This window comes from Actomonas aquatica (genome assembly GCF_019679435.2).
Lineage (GTDB): Bacteria > Verrucomicrobiota > Verrucomicrobiia > Opitutales > Opitutaceae > Actomonas > Actomonas aquatica.
In genome coordinates, this window is sequence record NZ_CP139781.1 from 674,327 (window position 1) to 697,449 (window position 23,123).

Sequence of the window (23,123 nt, forward strand, 5' to 3'; positions counted from 1 at the left end):
GATACTGGAACTCTCTTCCGCTAGGCCGGAAGATTATCGTGCTTTTATACGTTAGAGTCTGTCCACCCTACCCCATCTCGTCCGCCGCGGCGCTTCACCCCTAAAAATTGATGCCCCGGTGACCGATGGTCCCCCAACCCTCAATTAGCCGATCCCTGTCGGCTCCAGCGAATCCCTAACCTAACCCCATGACTAACCTAAATGAAGCCTTCCGAGGCCATGGTCAGGTGTCGATTCTGCGCAGCATCAGCAAGCTCACTCGCAGCTTCCTGCTCGCCGCGTCGATTTCGGCTCTGAGCGCGGTTCTCTTTGCTCAGGAAGTTGGCACCGGCACCGTTTCTGGTCGCGTGCTCAATTCCGCCACCGGCAAATACATGCCTTATGTGGTCGTCCGTGTTCCGGGCACCAACATCTCCGCCCGCACCAACAATCTGGGTGAATACACCCTGCGCAACGTGCCGGCCGGCGCCGCCACCCTGCACGTTGAGTATGTCGGTCTCGACAACCTCGACGAGACCGTCGAAGTCACCGCCGGTGGCTCCGTGACTCAGGACTTTAACCTCGGCAGCGGTGCCCGCACCGATGCGGACGGCACCGTGGTCCTCAACGAATTTGTCGTGCAGAGCGCCCGCTTCAAAGACGCCGCCGAAATCGCGATCAACGCGGAAAAGACCTCCATCAATATCAAGAACGTCGTCTCCACCGAAGAGTTCGGTGAGATCCCCGGCGGCAACGTGGGTGAGTTCATCAAATACCTCCCGGGTATCGAACTCGACTACGGTGGCACCTACACGGCCCCGACCGACGCCACCGGTATTTCGATCCGCGGTTTCGGCGCCGAAGACACCAACATCATGATCGACGGCGTGCCGGTCACCGCGGCCTCCCAGGCCAGCCTGACCAATCAGGTCACCCTCGACATGCTTTCGATCAACAACGCCTCCCGCGTTGAGTTGATCAAGGTGCCGACCCCGGACATGCCGATGAATTCCGTCGGTGGTCAGATCAACCTGATTTCCAAGTCCGCCTTCGAATACGCCAAGCCTTCCTTCACCTACAAGGCTTACGTGGTGGTCAACTCCGAGCACATCAACCCGCTCGACAAGGTCGTGGGTGCCACCGACAAGAAGGTTTACGCCGGCCAGCCGGGCTTCGAGTTCTCCTACATCAAGCCGGTCAACGACAAGTTGGGCATCACCCTCACCGGTTCCCGCTTCAGCCAATACAGCGCCAATCGTCGTCTGCGCCCCGAGTATCAGCACGACCCGCGTCGCGCCCTGCTCGATCTCCGTCCGCTCGGTGGTGAGCGCAACACGGAGCCTTCCAATGCCGAGGGCACTCTGAGCGCCTACAACCCCTTCCTCACCCGCGTCTCTCTGACCGACTCCCCGCGCACCAGCGAGAGCTACTCGGCCTCGATGAAGGTGGACTACAAGCCCTTCGACGGCCTCGCCCTCACGGGTAACTATCAATACTCCACCTACGACGCGTCCGACACGGACCGCCGCATGCAATGGCGTATCCAGCGTCCGATCGATTGGGGTTCCGACTACACCTATTCGCAGCCCTACATGACGTCCTCCCAGTCCGTCAGCGGTAGTTCCTACAACCCGGGCAACTCCGTCGGTCAGGACATCACCTCCCGCGACAAGAGCGGCGAGACCCACAGCGGCTACATCAAGGCCACCTACCAAAAGGGTGGTTGGGACATCAAGGCTCTCGCCTCGCAGTCCCGTTCCCGCGCCTCCTTCCATGACTTCGAGAACGGTCACTTCTCCGGCGTCGATGTCTCCATGTCGGTCGGCACCCTGAAGTTCGACGACGTCGTGGACGGCATCCCCGGCAAGATCTCGGTTTACGATCGCACCGGTCTCGAGCTCAACGAGATCGACTACACCAAGCTCGAAAACTGGGGTAACCCGTCCATCGTCGGCAAGCGCGGCAACGCCGAGTCCGAGGATGAGAACGAACTCTACCAGTTGGATATCCGCCGGGAGCTCGACTTCATCCCGACGGATGTCGTTCGCCTCGCCTTCAAGACCGGTATCCGCCAGGAAAACATCACCAAGACCAAGTGGGGTCTCGGCACCGGCTACCGCGAAACCTACGTCGGTCCGACCATCTCCGGTAACGACATTCTTGATACGATTTACGACGGCACCTCCCCCGGTTGGAACCAACAGCCCCAGCAATTCGTGAGCACCTACAAGCTCTACGACATCTGGGAAGCCAACCCGGAATACTTCGAGGTCACCGAAAACGACGCCAAGGAAAACTACTGGTCCAACATCGGTCAGAACAAGGCCCTCTTCGAGGACCGCGAGGCCTGGTATGCTCAGATCGAGGGTAGCGCTCTCGATGACCGCCTGCACTTCGTTGCTGGCCTGCGCGACGAGACCATCACCCGCGAGGGCTACGGCCCGCAGGGCGACGGTCGCTGGCAGTATATCAAGAATCCCGACGGCACCCTCTATCGCAACGAATCCCTCGTCGGCGGCACCGGCACCGTCCGTCTCGACCAGGGCGGCTCGCCGCTCTTCGCCACCGACGCCACCGGCACCGCGCTGCGCGCCGATCTGGATTCCAAGGGCATCACCTACCCCACCGCTGCGGTGGGCGGCAACACCCTCGAACGCGCCATGCTCGAGCGCAAAACCGGTGAGTTCTACGGCAAGTCCGAAGGCGATCCGAACTACTCGATCAATGTCTCCTACGACGTGACCAAGAAGTTTGTCGTCAAGGGCGCCTACTCCGTCACCTCCGGCCGCATCTCGATTGAAGACGCCACCCGCGGTGTGCTCTCGGGCAACCAGAATGACTTCCGCATCACCGAAGACAGCGACCGGCTCGACAATGGCGACGGCACCTTCTCGTCCACGGGCGTCATCTCCATCGCCAACCCGAACCTCCTCCCCGAATCCTCCAAGAACTGGGACCTCGGTCTCAGCTACTACAACGACTTCGGCGGCAAGTTCGGTATTTCCGGCTACCTGAAGCAGATCGAGAACTACACCGAGAACTACATCACCACGGCCGGTGATCCGCTCTTCCAGACGATCCTCGGCACGCTGGGTCTTGACTACGAGACCTACCGCCACTGGGAGATCCGCACCTCCGAGAACGGCACCGGCACCGGTGAAGCCTGGGGTTACGAACTCGATGCCCGTCAGGACCTGCGCGCTCTGAGCTTCCTCGGCGACGCCGGCAAGCGTATCCAGTTCTTCGCGACCTACTCGCACTCCGAGCGTCCGGTGAACGTCAATAACCCGAACCGCCTCAGCTCGCGTCCGGCCGCCTCCAATCTCTCGACTGGTGGCATCGCCTACAACGGTGACCGCTTCAGCCTCAGCGTCCGCGCCGCCTGGCGTGACTACGTCTTCAATGGCGACAAGTTCACCTTCACCGACACCAACGGCGACAGCATCAGCGTCGGCGAGTTCATCCCGGCCTCTCTCAAGGTCGACGTCTCCGCCAGCTACCGCCTGACCGAGAAGACGAGCGTTTACATCAGCGCCCGCAACGTGCTCGAGGAAGGTAATGACAAGCAGCGTTACGACGCCCTTGGCATCTATCCGAACTACGCCCGTTGGGACGACTACCGCGACACCGGCGTGCAGATCACGATCGGTGTGAACGGTAAGTTCTGATTTCGGAACCTGCCCGCCTCATTCCTGTTCTTTACCAAGCCCGATCCCTTTCCCGGGATCGGGCTTTTTTCCGCCCCTACCGTCCGTTTCCTTCCGCTTCGCTTCCCCCGCCACCGGCTTTCTACCTACTCGACCCGCAAGATTATGCATTCCTTCGCCCTTACCGCTCCGACGCGCCGGCTCCTGGCTCTCTCCACTTTGGTGGGAACGTGCGCGCTCCTGCCCGCTTTTGTCAGCGCCGCCGACGCACTCCCGCCGCCCCCCGAGGCCCTGGTCCAACGCTCCGCCAAGATCGTCGACGGCCTCGAACTGGCCGATACCGCCATGGCCGACCGCGTGACGATCATCATCGCCCGCAACTACGAGGCGCTGTCCTACATTCACGATCAACGGGACGCTGACCTCGAGGCCGCCAAGGCCCTCAGCGACGAAGCCGCCCGCAAGGCGCTGACCCAAGGCATTACCGATACCGCGACGGCCCGTATGGCCGATCAGATCGCGCTCTTCCTCGGTGAGCTGGCCGCCGACCTCACGCCCGCGCAAATCGACGCCGTCAAAGACGGCCTCACCTACGGCGTGCTCCCCAAGACCTTCCGCGTCTACCAGGAGATGTTGCCCGACATGACGCCGGAGCAATCCCGCCAGATTTACGCCTGGCTCTACGAGGCCCGCGAACACGCCATCAGCGCCGGATCCTCCAAGGCCAAGCACGGTTGGTTCGGCAAATACAAGGGCCGCATCAACAACTACCTCGCCAAGGCCGGCATCGACATGAAGGCCGCCGAAAAAGCGATGTTCGACCGCAAGAAAGCCGCCAACTGACGCTCTGTTTTCACAGGCAGCAACAAAGGTAACTAAATCCCATGACCCGTATCCGTTTTATTGCGACCGCCGCGCTCCTGCTCGTCGGCGCCTCCATCGTGACCGCGCAGGGCTACCCGCGCATCCCCTCCGAAATCCAACGCGTGACCGATGAACGCAAGGCCGCGGCCGACGCGCGTTCCGACGCCATCTTTGCCTCCCATCAGGAGGAGCTCGCGGCCTGGGCGGCGCGCGGCAAACCATTCCTCCCCGGCGCCGAAAAGCCGGACGACCTCCCGCAGGCCTCCATTCCCGCCTTTCCCGGCGCTGAAGGTGGCGGCATGTATAGCTTTGGCGGCCGCGGTGGTCGCGTCATCGTCGTCACCAATCTCAACGACTCCGGCCCCGGTTCCCTTCGTGAGGCTTGTGAAGCCGTCGGCCCCCGCATCGTGGTCTTCAACGTCGCCGGCATCATCCAGCTCGAAAACAAGATCCGTATCCGCGCGCCCTACATCACCATCGCCGGCAACACCGCGCCCGGTGACGGCGTCTGCGTCGCCGGAGACACCTTCGAACTCGACTCGCACGACATCGTCATCCGCCACATGCGCTTCCGCCGCGGTTCGCTCGATGCCACCGATCGCAACGACTCCATCGGCGGCAACCCGATCGGCAACATCATGATCGATCACGTATCCGCTTCGTGGGGACTCGATGAGAACATGTCCATGTATCGGCACATGTATGACCACGACAATGATCCTACGACCAAGGATCTGAAACTGCCCACGGTGAACATCACCATCCAGCATTCCATCTTCTCGGAAGCGATGAACACCTATCACCACGCCTTTGGGTCCACCATCGGCGGTTACAACAGCGCCTTCCACCACAACCTCTGGGCCTCCAACACCGGCCGCAATCCCAGTGTCGGCATGATCTACGACTTCACCCTCGTGAACAACGTGATCTTCAACTGGCGCCACCGCACCGTCGACGGCGGTGACCATCGCTCGTTCTACAACATCATCAACAACACCTTCAAACCCGGTCCCGGCACCCCCACCGACGCCCCGATCGCCCACCGCATCCTCAAGCCTGAGTCCGAGCGCTCCAAGACCGTGGTCGACAATTTCGGCAAAGCCTACGTCGCCGGCAACCGGGTCGTCGGCAATGACCGCGTCACCGCCGACAACTGGGATGGTGGCGTGCAACCTGATGTGAAGGAGAAGCCGCTTGCCCAGGCCCTCGCCGAGATTCGCGCCGAGGAGCCGCTGCTGCGCAGCCACCTCACCATCCAGTCCGCCGCCGATTCCTACAACGCCGTCCTGGTCAACGCCGGCGCCACCCTGCCCGTGCGGGACGCGGTGGACCAGCGCGTCGTGGAGATGGTCCGCTCCGGCAAGGTCGCCGACGCGCACGCCACCGCTGAGGATGGCCAACGCGCCGCTGATGTGCGTTATGCCGAGAAGTGGGTCCACGAGCTCGCCGAGGGCGTCACCCGCGGTTTCCTCACCAACCCCGAGCAGGTCGGCGGTTACCCCGTGTATCAGGGAACTCCCTACGCCGATGCCGACGGTGACGGCCTGCCCGATGAGTGGGAAACCGCCCACGGTCTCAACCCGCACGACGCGGCCGATGCCACCGCCGATGCCAACGGCGACGGCTACACCAACATCGAGGATTTTATCAACGGCCTCGATCCCCGCGCGCCCGCTGTCGACTGGACCGACCTCGCTCACAACCGCGACCCGCGCATGCTGTAAACGCGGCGGATTAACCTCACTGTTTTGCGTTTCGAGCCCGGCCCTCGCGCCGGGCTTTTCTTTGGTTAAATCGCCCACTCGACGAAACACTTCCACCTTCCACGCGTCTCTGCCGCCGATGCCGTCACCTTGCCCCACCTTGCCGCGATTCGCTCTCCCGTTTGCCCCCTTGCTGTTCGTTCCTCTCACCGTTTTTGCCCAGACGGTGCCGGTCGCGCCCGAGCCTCCCGCCGGGCCCGCGCTGGAGGTGATCCAAATGGCGGCACTCGAGGTCAATGAGTCCCGGGCCACCGTGGCGGACACCGTCGGCCTGCAGGACCTTCAGCACTACGGTGAGTCCGACCTCGAGGAATCGGGGGCCTTCGACCTGAACGAGTTTTTTGACACCCTGCCGGAAGGCGCCGAGGGCGACGAACAACTGGTCCTCATCGATGGTCAGCCCGTCTATCTCGATCCCTCCATGCTGGATTTCAGCATGATCGAAACCATTGAGGTGAGCCTGGAAGGGTCCATGCCGCAACACGGCGCTTACGCCCGTGGTCGGGTCATCAACATCCGCCTCAAGCAGGACTACTCCGGTCGCAAGCTCTCGGCCCGCACGCAGTTCAGCGAAGCCGGCGGCGGCAGCCGCCAGAACGCCCGTTTTAATGTCACTGAGATGCACGGTAAGCTGCGCCTCATGGTGGCCATTGAGGCCAACCAATCCTCCGCACTGCTCGCCACCGATCGCCCTTTCTCCGCGAATCAGGATCATCGCGCGATCGGCGGCTCCGACCTCCGCCTCGAATGGGGCAGCCCCGCCGTGGTGCAGGCCGTCGACGGGGAGCTCGATCTGCTTAGCGCGAGCGGCGGTGTGCCCGTCGCGGCCGCGCTCGTTCCGGAGGGCGCATCCACGACTCCCGCGCTCACCGAATTCCTCCCGCCCAATCCCGCGCTCGGCTCCGGCGCACAGGGGCAGCGCCGCTTCGATTCCGCCGCCTACCGCCAACTTGCCCGGCCCTCCTCCGGTTACGGCGGCACCGTCGATTTTAACTATCGGCTCAGCCCGCTGCTGAATTTCACCGTCAACGTCTCCCACCGCCGTTCCGACAGCGATCGGATCGGACCGCCCCCGGTGTCCCCGGTCTCGGCCGCCACCGTGGTGCCCGCGGCGTATTCGCCCTTCGGCGAGGATGTGGCGGTCGGGCTGGTGCACGTCGGCTTCGGCCCCACGCGCGAAAGCCAGTCCACGCGAAAGGACCAGTTTGGCCTCAAGCTCGACGGTCGCCTGAGCGATACCTGGCGCTGGAACGCCGGCTACGGTTTTGAAGAGAATCGCTCATTCACCGTGGTCACCGATCTCGATGACGCCGCCTTCGCTGCCGCCCTCACCGCCGCCGATCCCGCCCGGCGTTTTAACCCCTTTGTGGATGACGCCGCTCTGCCGCTCGGCTTCGACCGCTACACCGATCTCACCACCGAGCGGAGTCGCCGCCAGTCGGTCCGCACGCAGCGAATCGACCTGCGCACCCACGGTGAGCTTCTGACGCTCCCCAGCGGCCCGGTGCAGCTTTCCCTGCAAGCCAAAGGCTCCGCCCGCGACACCGCCCGCGAGACTCTCAATCCCGACAATGGCGCCGATCGTTTTATCGCCACCTCCCGCCGTAGCGCCGAGGGTTCCGGCAACCTCGACGTGCCGTTGATCGACCGCGAGCGCCCGCGGCCCGGCTTGCACAAACTCAACCTGCAAGGCTCCGTCGCCTATCGCACCAGCGACGCCGACGATCGCTCCCAACGCCACGAATTTGGCCTTTCCTGGGCGCCTCTCTCCTGGATCAGTGTGCGTGCCCGCCGTGCCGCCGAAACCGAACACAACAGCGCCCTCATCGAACTGCGCGAGGATTCCCTCACCGGCGAAACGCTCACCGATCCGCGGCGCGGTTTTACCTCCACCACCGATGTGCAGATCCAGCGGCGCGAGTCCATCGTCGCTGTGCCCGAGGAATCCGCGCGCACCCAGGTCGGCATCACGCTCCAACCACCCGCGCTGACCGGACTGCGCTTTTCGGCCGACTACGCCACCCGCGAACGCGACCCCTTGTTTCAGGATGAACTCCGGGCGCAGGACATCATCAACAACGAGAGCGCATTCCCCGGTCGCGTCGTGCGCGCCGCCCCCACGGCCGAAGACCTCGCCGCCGGCCAGCCCGGCCGTATCCTTTCCGTCGATACGACGGGCGGCGAAGCCGGCTCCGCCGTCACCGAGGACCTTCGCCTTTCCCTCGACTACCGCCTGCCGGAACAGCCGTTTGGCCGCCTCCGTATCAAGGTCGACGCGCGCCACACCCTCGACAGCCGTTACGAACTGCAGCCCGGGGTGCCCTTCATCAACGAAGGTGGCAGTCGCTTCAACCCGCCGGACTGGCGTCTCGGCGGACACGTGTCCTGGTCGCTCGACGGTTGGAGCGCCACCCTGCGCGGCAATCACACCGGTGCCATCGCCACCAACATCGTCGACGAAGATTTGCCCGCCTACACCGAGTTTAAATTTAACGTCGGTTACCGGTGGCGCCAGCCGCTCTGGGGCGACTTCGGTCGCGGCACCCGCCTGAGCGCCAACATCGATAACCTCTTCGACCGAGAGCCTCCCTTTGCCGACAACCTCAACGGCTTCCGCGGCGGCTCCGCGCTCGGCCGCGCTGTCAGCCTTTCGGTGGACGTGCCGCTTTGAGTCGGCCGCGCGCCGCATCCTACGATCCCGCCAAACTCCCCCGCATCACAGGTGGCGTCCCGCGCGCTCCCCGTGTCATCATTCCCGCTCCATGTTCCGCCCCCGTTTGCCCCTCGCCGCCCTCACCACGTGCCTCCTGTTCAATCTCGCCGTCCAATCGGCCTTTGCGGCCCTCGAGCCCGCGCGGCTCTTCACCGATCACATGGTGCTGCAGCGCGACCAGCCCGCGCCTGTCTGGGGCACCGCCGACCCCGGCGCGACCATCACCGTCACCTTCGCCGATCAAACGCTCACCACCACGACCGACGCCGAGGGCCACTGGCGCGTCACCCTCTCTCCACTCGCCACCGCCTCCACCGGCCGTGACCTGGACATCACCGCCACCAATCGAGAATCCAAAATCGAAAATCGAAAATACGACGACGTGGTCGTCGGCGAGGTCTGGTTTTGCTCCGGCCAGTCCAACATGGAAAAGCCGGTCGGCCCGCGCAAAGGCCAGAAGCCGACCGACCTGCACGAGCTCACCATCGCCACCGCCCACGAGCCGCGCCTGCGTTTCTTCAACGTGCCGCGGTCCGATCAGAAGCAGGACCACCCCGCCAAACTGCGCTGGCTGGTATCTACGCCCGACGCCCTGCGCGATTCGCAGCTATCCGCCGCCGCCTACACCTTTGGCCGCGACCTCGCCGCCGCTCTCGGCGACGTTCCGGTGGGCATCATTCATTCGTCCTTCGGCGGCACCCGCATCGAGGCCTGGATGCCGGCCTCGGCCTTTGACCTCGATCCGACCATCACCGCCGCGCGCGACCTGACGTATCAGGCGTGGGTGCCCGGCACGCAGCCCACCGAACTCTACGCGTCCATGGTTGCGCCCTACGCCGGCTACGCCCTCCGCGGCTTCCTCTGGTATCAGGGGGAAACCAATCTAATGAGCGCCGACGTGGAGCTCTACGCCCCCAAACTCCGGGCGCTCATCACCGCGTGGCGCACCGCGTGGCATCAACCCGAAGCGGCGTTTTATTCCGCGTTGCTGGCGCCGTTTAACTACTCCGATTGGGACAGCTTCCCTGCCAAAGTGACGCCGGCAGCTCTGCCCGCGTTCTGGGAGATGCAACAAGCCGGCCTCGATCTGCCGCACACCGATTTTATCAGCACCACCGACCTCGTCGCCAATCGCCACGACATTCACCCGCCCAACAAGACCGACGTCGGCCACCGCTTCGCGTTGCTCGCCCTCGCTCACGATTACGGCTTCAATGCGCTCACGGCCCACGGCCCGCGCTACGCCAGCCACACGGTTGCCGAAGACGGCACGGTCACCGTCACCTTCACCGACTCGGCCGGCCTGCATCGCCACGACGGCCAACCCGCGCGCGGATTTGAACTCGCCGGCGCCGACCAGGTTTTTCATCCCGCCGAGGCCAGCACCGAGGACGGCAAAGTCCTCCTCAAAGCCGCCGAAGTTCCCGCCCCCGTCGCCATCCGTTACGGCTGGGACGAGTTGGCCGATCCCAATCTCTATAACAGCGCCGGCCTCCCCGCCGTCCCCTTCCGCACCGACACCTGGCCTGTGCAAATCGAGCGCTAAGAGCGAACCGCTAGGCGGTCCTACCGGCTCACCAATTCGATCAGGCGATCCGGCAATCCGTCCGCGCTGACGCGCACGCGAATCGGTCCCGCCGCCTCCGTCGTGCGCACGATGACCAAGGCCCGGCCCTGCCACAACGCCCGCGCCGGTTCGGTGTAAACGCCCAACGCCGTCGGGTCGCCGGTGCCGAGCGCCGCCAAGGTGCCCGGACCTTCAACACTCACGCGCACGACCCGGGTGTCGTCCAATCGGACGATTCCGGCCGCGTCGACCGCTTCGATTTCCACATACGCCAGATCCTCCCCATCGGCGCGTAACACGGTCCGATCCGCCACGGCCCGCAGCGCCGCCACCTGCCCCGATGTTCGTAATACGAACTTTGCCTGCTCGTTCCCCGCTGCATCCAAACCTACCGCCACGAGTTCCCCCGGAGCATACGGCACGGTCGTGGTCGCCTTATATTCCTCCGCCGCACCGGTCGCCATTTCGGCCACCACGGTCCCGTTTAGCTCCAGCCGCACGCGCGGCCAGCGTGAATAGACGTTCACGGTGAGTGCTTGTCCCTCGCGTCCATCCCAGGTCCAACTCGGCAACTCCGGCACCAGCGACCACGGCGTCGTCTGCCAGGGTTGCCCATCCGGTGACGGCACTTCAACCGCCGCGTAAAGCCGCTCGCCGCGATCCCAGACAATTTGCCGATAATACGAGATGGGCTTGCGCCAGCCGATCAGATCGAGATCGCCGCAATACGCTCCGCGCCACGGCCAATGCGAACCTTCCCAATGCTTCCGCGGTTCTTCGCCCGTCGGATACACCCGCCCGATGCCGGACTCGCCGAGATAGTCCATCACGCTCCACACGAAGTCACCGATCACATACGGCGCGTCCTGCATGATCGCCCAATTGGTGTAGGCCTCATACTGATACGACTCCGACGCATACATCACGCGCTCCGGCAGCCGCGCATGATCGCTCGCTGCGTGCGCCGCCACTTCGTAGTTGTAGCCCGCCACCTCAAACGTTGCGAACAGGCCGTCGAGCACGCTCCATTCCTGCTTCTCGCCGACGCCATTCACGCCGGCCGACACCGGCAGCGTGCCGTCATGCCGCCGCACCGCCGCTGCCAGTTGTGCGGCCAGTTCCCGCCCACTCGCGTTGGCCCGCTCAAACATTTCGTTGCCCACACTCCACATCACCACACTGGGATGCCGCCGATCGCGCCGCACCCAGGTCGCGACGTCGCCCGGCCACTCCTCGGCCAGAAAACGTCCGTAGGCCTGCTTCGTTTTTTTCTTCAACCAATCGTCGTAGAGCTCGTTGACGACCAGTAGCCCCAGCCGGTCGCAGGCCTCCAGGAACGCCCGCGATGGCGGATTGTGCGCCGTGCGCACGGCGTTGTAGCCAGCAGCCTTCATCAACTCGACTTTGCGTTCCTCGGCCCGTGCCAGCGCCACCCCTCCCAGCGGTCCGTTGTCGGCATGCAGGTTGCCGCCGAGCAGTTTCAGCGGTCGGCCGTTCAGCAAAAATCCTGCCTTCGCCGACACCTCCACCGTGCGCAATCCGGTGGTCCACGTGCGGCGATCCGTCGTCCGCCCGTTGACCGTCACCGTCACCTCGACCGTGTGCAGCACCGGCTGCTCCGGCGACCACAGTTGCGGCGCGGCCACTTCAACTGTAGTCGGCACCACGGCCACCGCACCTGCCGCCACCTGCACCGCCCGCTGCACCACGGCCACCACGCCGCCATCCGGCCCGCGCAAGCGCCACACGACCTGTGCGGTTACCGCCTGCCCCGCGCCATTCTCGACCTCGGCGCCCAACGCCACCCGGGCACGGCCATCGGGTTGTATCCGTGTGGTGGTGACACCGCTGTCCGGCACGATCCGCACGGGGTCCGACACCTCCAGCCATACCGGTCGCGTCAGGCCCGAGCCCGTATACCAGCGCGCGTTGGGCTGATCGCCGTTGTTCACCCGCACGCGCAGCACGTTCGCCCCGCGCCACTCCAGCGCCTCTCCGAGCTCGACGCGCCACGGCAGCCAGCCATTGCGCCGCCCACCCAACCGCACGCCATTGAGCCAGACCTCCGCGTCCATATAAACACCTTCAAAGACGACCTCCACGCGTCGTCCGCGCCACGCCGGCGGGGCTTCGAATCGTTTTTCATACCAACCGATGCCCGTGACCGCGAAGCCGCCATGCCCGACCGTCGGTGCATCCTCCTCCGGCGCGAGTTCCGCGCTCCAATCATGGGGCACCCGCACCGTATGCCATGCCTCGCTATCGGTCGGCGCTTCGTCCGCGCGCGCGAAACTCCAGTCGGTGTTCCACGCCGTCACGTCGCTGGCTCGCCCGCTGAGGGTTGCGGCCAACGCGAGCAGGCAGCAGCCCAGCCAACAGAGTTTGCGCTCAATCGAAGGAAGAATACAGGGAGACATCAGGCACGGGGTCGGGTTTAACTATCGCAACAAAGGCCGCCCTTTCTAGCGCGGCCGGCGCGCCCCGACCATCCCGGATTCGTCCGTGACGGTCCGATCCACCCAAAAACTCCTCCCGTATCCTAAGCCCATTCTGGCGCCGCTCTGACCTTTCCCATGTTTTCCCGCCTCACCTCTCGCGCTGTCCTGATTCTCGCCCTTTCGGCGGCCTTTACCCTGCGGGCCACACCACCGGCGGAGTCCCACGTTGTGGTGCTCGACGCGCCCGCCACGGCCTTCTTCGAATCGACCCCGCTCGGCAACGGTCGCCTCGGCGCCGCCCTCTTTGGCGACCCGACATCCGAGCGCATCGTCCTCAACGAAAACGGCATGTGGTCCGGCTCGCCCCAGGAGGCTGACCGCCCCGGTGCCGCCGCCGTCCTACCCGAGATTCGCCGCCTCCTGCTCGCCGGTGATAACGCAGCCGCCGAAGCCCTCGTGAACGAACACTTCACCTGTGCTGGCGAGGGCTCGGGCAAGGGCGTTGGCGCCAACGTGCCCTACGGTTGTTACCAGACCCTCGGCGACCTCCGCCTCACCTTCACCGGCCCCGACGCTGCCGCGCCGACCACCACCTACCGTCGCGAACTCGATCTCGCCACCGCCACCGCGCGCCTCACCTACACCCAGGCCGACATCACCTACACCCGCGAGGCGTTCGTCAGCGCGCCCGACGAGGCTTTTGTCCTGCGCCTCACCGCGTCCCGGCCCGGCGCGCTCTCCTTCGACGCCACCCTGGCCCGTCCCGAGCGCGTTACCCTCGCCGCGGTTGGCCACGACGGCCTCCGCATGGACGGCCAACTCAACGACGGCCACGACGGCACCACGGGCGTCCGCTACACCGGTCGCCTCCTCGCGCGCACCCGCGGTGGCCACACCACCACCGTCGACGTCGATGGCACGCCCACCCTGCGCATCACCGGCGCCGACGAAGTTGAACTGCTCTTCACCGCTGCCACCGACATCCAGACCTTCGCCGGCCGCGGTGTGACCGATGCCACCGAGTCCGCCGACGCCGATCTCGCCGGCGCCACCACCCGCGCCTACGCCGAGCTCCGCCAGCGTCACGTCGCCGATTACCAACATTTCTTCAACCGCGTCACCCTCCAACTCGGCGCCCCCGATTCGGCCGCCGCCACCCGCCCGACGCCCGAGCGCCTGCAGGCCTTTCACGCCGGCGCAGCCGATCCGTCCCTCGCCGCCCTTTATTTCAACTTCGGCCGCTATTTGCTCATCTCCTCCTCCCGCCCCGGTGGCCTGCCCGCCAACCTCCAAGGCATCTGGGCCGACAAGATTCAGACCGCTTGGAACGGTGACTGGCACACCAACATCAACGTGCAAATGAACTACTGGCCGGCTGAGAGCACCAACCTCTCCGAGCTGCACCAACCGCTCTTTGCCCTTATCGGCTCGCTCGTCGAACCCGGCACTAAAACCGCCCAAACCTACTACGGTGCCCGCGGCTGGGTGTCCTTCCTCCTCTCCAACCCCTGGGGCTTCACCTCGCCCGGCGAATCCGCCTCCTGGGGCTCGACCGTCTCCTGCTCGGCCTGGCTCTGCCAGCACCTCTGGGATCACTACCTCTACACCGCCGACCGCAGCTTCCTCGAACACGTTTACCCCATCCTGCGCGGCTCCGCCCTGTTCTACCTCGATATGCTCATCGAGCACCCCGAGACCGGCTGGCTCGTCACCGCGCCGTCCAACTCGCCCGAAAACGCCTTCCTCCTGCCCGACGGCACCAAGGCCCACGTTTGCCTCGGTCCCACCGCCGACATGCAGCTCCTGCGCTACCTCTTCGCTGCCACCGCCGATGCCGCCGCCGTGCTCGATCGCGACGCCGACCTGCAGGCCGAACTCCGCACCGCCCGCGATCGCCTCGCCCCCACCCGCCTCGGCCCGGACGGCCGCGTCATGGAGTGGCTCGAGCCCTATCCCGAAGCCGACCCGCAACACCGCCACGTTGCCCATCTCTGGGGCCTGTATCCGGGCGACGAAATCACCCCGGATGCCACGCCCGACCTCGCCGCCGGCGCCCGTCGCACCCTCGACGTGCGCGGCGACGGCAGCACCGGCTGGAGCCTCGCCTACAAGATGGGCATGTGGGCCCGTCTCGGCGACGGCGACCGCGCCCACACCCTGCTCGTCAACGCCCTCAAACCCGCCAACGCCACCACCAACCGCAAGCAGTGGAGCGGCGGCACCTACGCCAACCTCTTCGACGCTCACCCGCCCTTCCAAATCGACGGCAACTTCGGTGGCACCGCCGCCATCGCCGAGATGCTGCTGCAAAGTTCAGCCGACACCCTCACACTCCTGCCCGCGTTGCCCTCCGCCTGGGCCGAAGGCGCTGTATCCGGACTCCGGGCACGCGGCGGTTTCGAAGTCGATCTCACCTGGGCCGATGGCCAGCTCACCGCCGCCCGCATCACCAGCCTCAAAGGTCACCCCGCCGTCGTCCGCCTCGGCGACCGCGCCATCCCCCTGCACCTCGCCCCCGGCGAATCGATCGACCTCCCGCTGTAGGGCTGCCGCGACCGGGTCCGGAGGCCCCGGTCCACCTTTACCTCAGGTGGACGCCGACGTCCCCGGCGGCGTCGCGTTGGTCGGGCCAGACCCCGCCCGAGGCGGGCAAGCGCCGGGCCGACCGGGGCGTGGGGATCACCTACGGTTGCAAGGTCCAGCGCTCTCCCTTCGCCAACCGCAGCGCAAAACTCCGTCCATCCGGCAGGCGCACCACGGCCGGGTGGCCCCGCGTCGATCGCACTTCGGCCGCCACCACCGCGCCCTGCTCCCAGCGCAGATCGACCTGAAAGCCATCGCGTGCCCGCAGGCCGGATACAGCGCCGTCCGCCCACACCTGCGGCAAGGCCGGCAACAAATCGATCGCCACCGCACCGTCTTCCGCCCGACGGTGACTCTGCATCAGCATTTCCGCCAAGCCGGCCGTCATGCCGAAGTTGCCATCGATCTGAAACGGTCCGCAAAGATCAAACATGTTGGGCAGGGTGCGTTTGGTCAGCAGGCCTTCGAACTGCCGATAGGCCATCTCCCCGTCACCGACCCGCGCCCACAGCGGCACGCGCCAGGCGAAGCTCCAGCCCGTGCTGCCATCCCCCCGCCAATCGAGCAGCACCTTGGCCGCATCATAGACCGCGCCACTTTCCGGCACGATGTCGGTGCCCGGAAACAGCGCCCACAGCGGCGACATGTGACGGTGGGCATTGTGGGGTTTATCCACATCATCGAGCCACTCCTGCAGCTGCCCATGCTGCCCGATCTGATTAGGCGGCAACTGCGGCAGCAATGCTGCCAACTCCTTGGCCGTTTCCGTGTAGTCCGTGTATTCCGTGGGCCCACCCAACCCTGCCTCTCCGCTTTCGTGTCTTTCGTGTTTTTCGTGGTTAACCCCTCCGTCCTGCTGGAGCACCTGCGCCGCCTCTAAAGTCGCCGTCCACAGCCAGCGGATGAGCTGGTTATCCATCGTGGGCCCACGGGTCAGCGGATCCATCTCCGGTGAGAACGACGGATTCGTGACCAGCCAGCCGGTCTTCTCGTCGCGCTCCAGCGTATCCACAAAAAACAACGACGCCGCCTTCATCGCCGGCCACGCCCGCTCCCGCAGAAAGTCCACGTCACCGCTGTAACGGTAGTGTTCCCACAGGTGAAAACACAGCCAGGCCCCGCCCGTCGGCCACACGCCGTCGATGTTGTTGATCGGCGCCGAGCCGCGCCACAGGTCGGTGTTGTGATGCACCACCCAGCCGCGCGCGCCATACAATTGCTCGGCGGTGCGCGCCCCGCTCACTTCCAGATCCCGCACCATGTCGAACAGCGGTTCATGGCACTCAGCGAGGTTGGTTACCTCGGCCAACCAGTAGTTCATCTCACAGTTGATGTTCAGGGTGTATTTGCTCTCCCACGGCGGATCGATCAGTGGGTTCCACACCCCTTGCAGATTCGCCGGCTGCGTGCCGGGCCGACTGCTCCCGATCATCAGATAACGCCCGTAGTTGAACTCCAACGCGCCCAGCGCGGGATCTCCGTCGATCGTCTTCGCCGCGCGCACCGCCTTCACCCGCCGATCCGTCGGCAGCATCGAATCCGCCTTCTCCGGCAAGCTCAGGGCCACCCGCCGAAACAGCGCGCGATGATCCGCCTGGTGCCGCGCCAACAACTCCGGCCAACCCACCTTCGCCAACGCCGCCAGCGTCGCATCACAGCGCACCGCCGGATCGCCCGAAATATCTTCCCACGACCTAAAACTCGTCTCCGCCACGAGCACGATGGTCACCGCGTCGGCACCGCTCACAGCCACCTGCGTGCCCTGCGCCGACACCTTGCCGCCCTCGGCCCGCACTTCCGCTCGTCCCTCAAAACGCAGCCCGTCGGCCTGCACGCGTCCGCGCAACCGCGCGGTTTCCCCCACCACGTCGACCGTGGCATCGCGATGCGGGGAATCCAGCCCCACCGCCACCGCGATCGCGCCGGGGTGATCTGCTGTCAGCCGCACGACCAGACAACGATCCGGATAACTCGCGATCACTTCGCGCACGTAACTCACGCCGCCCACCGCAAAGCGCGTCGTCGCCACCGCCCCGTCTAAATCCAGCTCCCGGCGGTAGCCGCTCACCGCCGCGTCCTCACCGATCGGCATCGTCAAGCGCAGGTCACCAAAGGGCTGATACGGCTTCTGCCGCACCGGATCGCTCAGCATGCCCGCCCGCACGGCTTTGCCCGCTGCCTCGATTTCGCCTTCACGCAACAACCGCCGCACCTCCGGCACCACGTCCGCGGACCCGGCCCGCACGTAGTTGTGTGGTTTGCCGGCCCAGAGGGTGTCCTCGTTGAACTGAATCCGTTCCTCGGCCACGCCGCCGAAGACCATGGCACCGAGCCGACCACTGCCGACCGGCAATGCCTCCTCCCACTTCGCCGCCGGCTGCTCATACCAGAGCACCGTTTCCGCCGCCGACATTTCCGCCGCCACACCAGACACCGATCCGACCGCCAACAAGGCGCCCAGCCACAAGAGGGGTTTCCAAAACATGGCGGCACCTTCACCTCGCCGCCGGGTCTAGGCCATGTTCAACCGTCCCGATCCAACGATCCCGCAACACTTCCTCCCGATCCACTCAGACGATCCGACAGCGGAACCGGTATAGTTGTGACCTCGTTCCCCTAATCTGCGCGGTCTCCGAACCGTCCCCCATCCCCATGCGTTTCCCGCGATTTTCCGCTCTGCTTTGCCTCATGACCGCCCCGCTGCTGGCTGCCGATTTTGTCATCACCGACCACGGTGCCATTGCCGACGGCACCACGCTCAACACGAGCGCCATCCAGGCGACCATCGACGCCGCCCATGACGCCGGCGGTGGCCGCGTCGTCATCCCGGCCGGGACCTTCCGCAGTGGCGCCATCTTCCTCAAACAGGACGTTGAACTCCACGTCGCCGCCGGCGCCATCCTCCTCGGCTCCGACGATCTCGCCGACTATCCCAAACGCACCACTCGCATCGAGGGCCACTTCCCCGAGTGGCGCGTCGCTCTCGTCAACGCCTCACAGATCGACGGCCTCAAACTCTCCGGCGAGGGTGAGATCAACGGCAACGGTCGCGTCTTCTGGGAAGCCTTCTGGGCCCGGCGCAAAGAGAACCCGCAGTGCACCAACCTCGAGGTGGAGCGCCCGCGCCTGTTCTTCATCGATCGCTGCACCAACGTCGACATCCGCGGCCTCACCCTGCGCGACTCCGGTTTTTGGAACATCCATCTCTACAACTGCCAAAAGGTCCTGGTCGAAAACGTCTCCATCCACGCGCCAGGCCCCGGCGCGCCCGTGCGTGCGCCGAGCTCCGATGGCATCGACATCGACAGCTGCCAGGACGTCGTCGTGCGCGGCTGCTTCATCGCCGTCGATGACGATTGCATCGCCCTCAAAGGCACCAAGGGCCCGCTGGCCGATCAGGATGAAACCAGCCCGCCCGTCGAACGCATCCTCGTCGAAAACTGCACCTTCCAGGACGGCCACGGCGTGCTCACCTGCGGCAGCGAGGCGACGCTCATCCGGGACGTCGTGATCCGCGATTCCAAGGTCATTGGCGACATCAACCTTGTGCGTCTCAAGCTGCGCCCCGACACGCCGCAGCATTACTCCAACATCCTCTTCGAGAACATCGAAGTGCAGGGCGGCGGCCGCCTCTTCGACGTGAATCCGTGGCTGCAGTTCTTCGACCTCAAGGGCCATCCCAAACCCTCGCGTCAAGTCGACGGCATCGTCCTGCGCAACTTCACCGGCCACTACGGCTCGCCCGGCCGCATCGTCACCAACGAGGGCGACACCATTGCCCCCATCGTGCTCGACAACGTGAACCTCACCTTCGACAAATCTGACTTCAAACTCGGCGACAATGTCACGATCGAAGCCACCCGCAGCACCTTCAACGGCGAGCCGGTAAACTGAGCCGCAACGCCCTTCGTGCTCCCCCTTTCTCTGGCCCCACTCCCCTCCCGCACCGACGACTCGACATCAACCCCACCTCCCCATGTTGCGTCCACTTACCGGTCTGTTGACCGGTCTCCTGTTCGCGTCTCCCGCGCTTGCCGCCGACGTTGCCCACGCCGACTTCGATTCAACCGCCGCCGCCGCCCGGCTGGCGCCCATTTTTGCCCCACCCGCCACCACCACCGCGGTGCTTTCTCCCGACGGTCGCAAAGTCGCTTTTGACCTGCGGCAGGGAGCACAGATTTCCATCATCGTTTTCGACTTGGACGCCCCGCAGGGTCTGCTCGGTAACGTCGTAATTGCGCAGGATCCTCCGCAGCGGACGCGGGAAGACGCGCGCTGCGAGGTGCTGCTCCTCTCCTGGGCCAGCCCCGAACGGATCGTTGCCGCCACCATCACCCCGACACTGAGTCGGCCTCATGTGGCTGTTTTCAGTTTTGATGCCGATGGGAGCAATGCGACCGATCCTCGGGCGCTCGACACCGATGGCGGTCTCAGCATGCCGATCGGACCGATTGCGGGCCCCACTCCGCAGGTCGTGGTCATCCCGAGTCGTCGGACGCGCGCCAGAACGACCAGCTTCAAGTCCGGCGACCCATCCGCTCCCCGACGCACCATGGGGCCGAGCGAGTTGCAAGTGCTCGACCTCAACACCGGGGCCACCCGATCGGTCGATGCAGCGGATCCGGAGTTCGCCACGCTGCTCGCCTCCCTCAGCGCCACGCGCGACCAACAACACGGCGATCTCGACGCGGACGCGGCCTTCCTCCGCCGCACCTTGCCGGGAGTCCAGTTCGATCTCCTGTCCACCGCCCCGGGATCCAGTCGCCGGGTTGCGCGGTTAAAACGCGCCGATCGGCCTGCCCGCTTCCTCGCCTTCGATCGCGCCACGGGCCAGCTGTGGGATCTCACCGGTGACCCGGCCCGACCCGCTGGCGCCCCGCCCGCCTTTCAACTGTTTGAACTGGAAAACCAGGGCGAAACGTTTCGCGGCTTCGTCTCCTTGCCCGCCGGCGAGCGCCTCGCCGATCTGCCGGTGATCTACCTGCCATGGAAAATTGGATACAAGATGAGGCATCAAGAATTTGAACCCCTCATCGCCGCCTTCAATACCATGGGTTACGCCGTCGTCGCGGTGGAACCAAGCGATTGGGAAAACCAATCGGCAGGCATGCACCTCACGATGAGCGAACGTCGCCTGATGCCGCTGCTCGATCCCCCACCCGCTCCAGAGCAGGCAGACTTCACCGCGGACCGGGAGCTCATGCGGCTCCGGCTCAACCCGCCCCTGGAACAGGTCCAGCGCGAACTCGACCACGTCCTGCGCGCGCTCGAATTGGTATCAGCGCAACACGGTTTGAGTCGCACCAAGGTCGCACTCTTTGCGGACGGCCAGTGCGATCGCCAAAGCTTGTTGCTCTACACCCATGCCCCGACCCGGTTTAAGGCGCTGGTGTTGTGCGGCGTTAACCTCGGGAGCGGTCCGGAAGAGATGGGCGAATGGTCCCAACTCATCGAAAAAGACGCGGCACACATCAAAACGCGCGCCTTCTTTGCCTACCCGGATTCCCGCCCGCGCATCGTTTCCTACGTCGGCCGTGTGACCGCCAAATTAAAGGCGGTCGGCGTCGACTGCGAAGAGGCGCCCACCGATTTTGAAGGGGTGAACCCGATGGCGAGCACCCACTACGCCGCCACGCTCGCGCAGGTTGAAGCCTTTCTCCAGGCGAGCCTAAATCCCTGACCACGCCGGCGACACTTCGCCGGGAGCGGTCGTCTCAAACACCGTTTCGCGATTTTCCGGTATGCCACCTCGCTTCGTTGCTTACCTGCTGGTCGGGGCCTTGCTCTCGCTCGCGCCGAGGGCGGTTCGGTTGTCGGCCGAGACCCCCGACGCACCGCTGCTCGCCGCCGCCGAGCGTTTTGAGCCCTTCTTCTTCTCGCCCGCCACCAGCGTGGCCGCTCTGTCCCCCGACGGCACCAAGGCCGCGTTTGATCTGCGCCGCGAAGACAAACTCTCCATTCTCACCCTTGATCTCAGCCGTCCGTCACAGCCCCTGGCCGAGGTCGTCGTTGGCTCCAACCAACTCGCGACCAGCTGGCGGATGGCCCGGCTGGGCATGGATCAGCTGCCGCGCGCCGAAGTGCTGCGCTGGATTTCGCCCGACCGCCTCGTTGTCGGCAGCAACATCATCGCGAGGACCTTTCGCGGACAAAACGTGCTCTTCGCCTTCGATGCCGATGGCAACCACGCGGTGGCCTTGCGCTCGGGTCTGGACGAGGATCGCAACCTCCGCTTCCGCGCGATGTCGCTGGAGCCGAAACCGCTGTTGATTAGCTCCTACATGGTGCCTCCCATGCAAGGCATGCGCCCCTACGAGGTTTGGGACGAAACCGACCTGTTGACCGGAAAAATCCGCAAGCTGCGCAAAGAGGACCAAGTGGCCTTTGTTCGGTCGCTGGCCGATCAGCGCAAAGCCGGCGAGAAAGGCAGCGAGGCCTACTTCACCTTCCTCGAAGTACTCTTCCCCGACGCCCGGATCGAGCTTCAACGCACCACCAGCCCCCTGCCGCGCCGCATCGCCCGCATCCAGACGCTCAACCACCCCGGGTCCTTCTACGTTTGTGACCCGACCAACAGACAGATTTGGGACCTCGCGCGCGTCGCCCCCGACAACTCCCTGCGTCGTCCGGTGGACTTAGAGACCTTCACGGTGCCCGATCCGGTGGCCCCCATCACCGGTTGGATTTCGACCCCGCGTTACTCCCTTTCCGAACGCGCCCCGGTGGTTTTGTTCATGGAACGCGCCAACGGCACCGTCGATGCCGCGCACACCTATTCACCCATCGTCGCCGCCCTCACCGAAATGGGCTTCGCCGTGGTCGGGATCCATGATCCGAAGATCAAACCACAACCCGGTCGACAGTTCCTCCGCGAATTCGATTCCTACCTCGGCGAGTCGGAGCGTTGGGTTATCGGCTCGAACCAACTCCGGCCCGTCGAGCCACCCACTGCCTACAACACTCGACACGAGGAAACGGACGCCAACCAGACGTTCGCCGAGCGGGCCGCGCGGGCACTCGACCACGCGGCGGAACACCACCAACTCAGCCGCCGTGCTGTCGCGGTCTTTGGCACGGCCTTTGCGTCGGTCGCCTCACTCGATCTGGCAGCCCGTCTGCCCGGCCGCTTTCGCGGTATCATCGCCTACAATGTCCCCCCTCAAAGCCGTAAACGTGACCCGGCGTGGTATGCCTCCCTTAAAGCCAGCCCAGACGGTTTCGCGGGCGCAGCGTTGGTGATCTACAATAACGGCATCGGTTCACGCGAAGGTGCGTCGCCGCAAAAGGAGACCGCGGTCAACACGCGCTACCAACTCCAGCGGCGACAGGTTCAATGTGAACTGCAACCCGCCGAATTTCTGGCGCTGCAACCCGATCGCCCGGTCGAAACCGCCCTACTCTTCGCCCACATCGAACGCTTCCTCAACGAACACCTCTACCGCTACGCGACCGAAATCGGCGAACTCGAGGTGCGCAACTGAGCCGGGTCCCGGTGGACGCCGACGTCCCCGGCGGCGTCACGTTGGTAGGGCCCGTCCTCCCGGCCGGGCCGACCGCTGCGTGCTTCCA

Annotated in this window: 11 protein-coding genes; 9 read left to right on the forward strand and 2 right to left on the reverse strand. The window is 65.0% G+C overall.

The window, feature by feature from the left end; translation table 11 throughout:
- Positions 1-188 precede the first annotated feature (188 nt).
- The 5 genes from K1X11_RS02590 (at position 189) to K1X11_RS02610 (ending at position 10,512) form a co-directional block, all read left to right on the forward strand.
- Positions 189-3,647 carry a TonB-dependent receptor gene (locus K1X11_RS02590; protein ID WP_221032398.1) on the forward strand — a complete coding sequence of 1,153 codons (3,459 nt, stop codon included), beginning with the start codon at positions 189-191 and terminating at the stop codon, positions 3,645-3,647.
- Positions 3,648-3,848: 201 nt separating this feature from the next.
- Complete coding sequence (locus K1X11_RS02595; RefSeq protein ID WP_324726174.1) at positions 3,849-4,469, forward strand: DUF3826 domain-containing protein; 621 nt, start codon at positions 3,849-3,851, stop codon at positions 4,467-4,469.
- 41 nt (positions 4,470-4,510) lie between these two features.
- Entirely contained in the window at positions 4,511-6,214 is a 1,704-nt protein-coding gene (locus K1X11_RS02600; protein WP_221032400.1) for a pectate lyase family protein, read from the forward strand.
- Between the two features lie 169 nt (positions 6,215-6,383).
- Entirely contained in the window at positions 6,384-8,924 is a 2,541-nt protein-coding gene (locus K1X11_RS02605) for a porin family protein (RefSeq protein ID WP_221032401.1), read from the forward strand.
- 91 nt (positions 8,925-9,015) lie between these two features.
- Positions 9,016-10,512 carry a sialate O-acetylesterase gene (locus tag K1X11_RS02610; RefSeq protein WP_221032402.1) on the forward strand — a complete coding sequence of 499 codons (1,497 nt, stop codon included), beginning with the start codon at positions 9,016-9,018 and terminating at the stop codon, positions 10,510-10,512.
- Between the two features lie 20 nt (positions 10,513-10,532).
- Here the strand turns inward: K1X11_RS02610 and K1X11_RS02615 are convergent, their stop codons facing one another.
- A complete protein-coding gene (locus tag K1X11_RS02615) occupies positions 10,533-12,950 on the reverse strand; it encodes a glycoside hydrolase family 2 TIM barrel-domain containing protein (RefSeq protein ID WP_221032403.1) in 2,418 nt (805 codons plus the stop codon).
- A 156-nt stretch (positions 12,951-13,106) separates the two neighbouring features.
- Here K1X11_RS02615 and K1X11_RS02620 point away from each other — a divergent pair, with 156 nt between their 5' ends.
- The gene (locus tag K1X11_RS02620; protein WP_221032404.1) at positions 13,107-15,515 is read left to right on the forward strand and encodes a glycoside hydrolase family 95 protein; all 2,409 of its coding nucleotides are present in this window, start codon (positions 13,107-13,109) and stop codon (positions 15,513-15,515) included.
- Positions 15,516-15,654: 139 nt separating this feature from the next.
- Here the strand turns inward: K1X11_RS02620 and K1X11_RS02625 are convergent, their stop codons facing one another.
- Complete coding sequence (locus tag K1X11_RS02625) at positions 15,655-18,039, reverse strand: glycoside hydrolase family 95 protein (protein WP_221032405.1); 2,385 nt, start codon at positions 18,037-18,039, stop codon at positions 15,655-15,657.
- A gap of 203 nt (positions 18,040-18,242) precedes the next feature.
- Between K1X11_RS02625 and K1X11_RS02630 the strand changes: the two genes are divergently transcribed.
- From K1X11_RS02630 to K1X11_RS02640, 3 genes are all read left to right on the forward strand, one after another.
- Entirely contained in the window at positions 18,243-19,448 is a 1,206-nt protein-coding gene (locus K1X11_RS02630) for a glycoside hydrolase family 28 protein (RefSeq protein ID WP_324726067.1), read from the forward strand.
- 82 nt (positions 19,449-19,530) lie between these two features.
- Positions 19,531-21,234, forward strand: coding sequence for a hypothetical protein (locus K1X11_RS02635; protein WP_221032407.1), 1,704 nt, complete (start codon positions 19,531-19,533; stop codon positions 21,232-21,234).
- A 61-nt stretch (positions 21,235-21,295) separates the two neighbouring features.
- Positions 21,296-23,035 carry a hypothetical protein gene (locus K1X11_RS02640; protein ID WP_221032408.1) on the forward strand — a complete coding sequence of 580 codons (1,740 nt, stop codon included), beginning with the start codon at positions 21,296-21,298 and terminating at the stop codon, positions 23,033-23,035.
- Positions 23,036-23,123 lie beyond the last annotated feature (88 nt).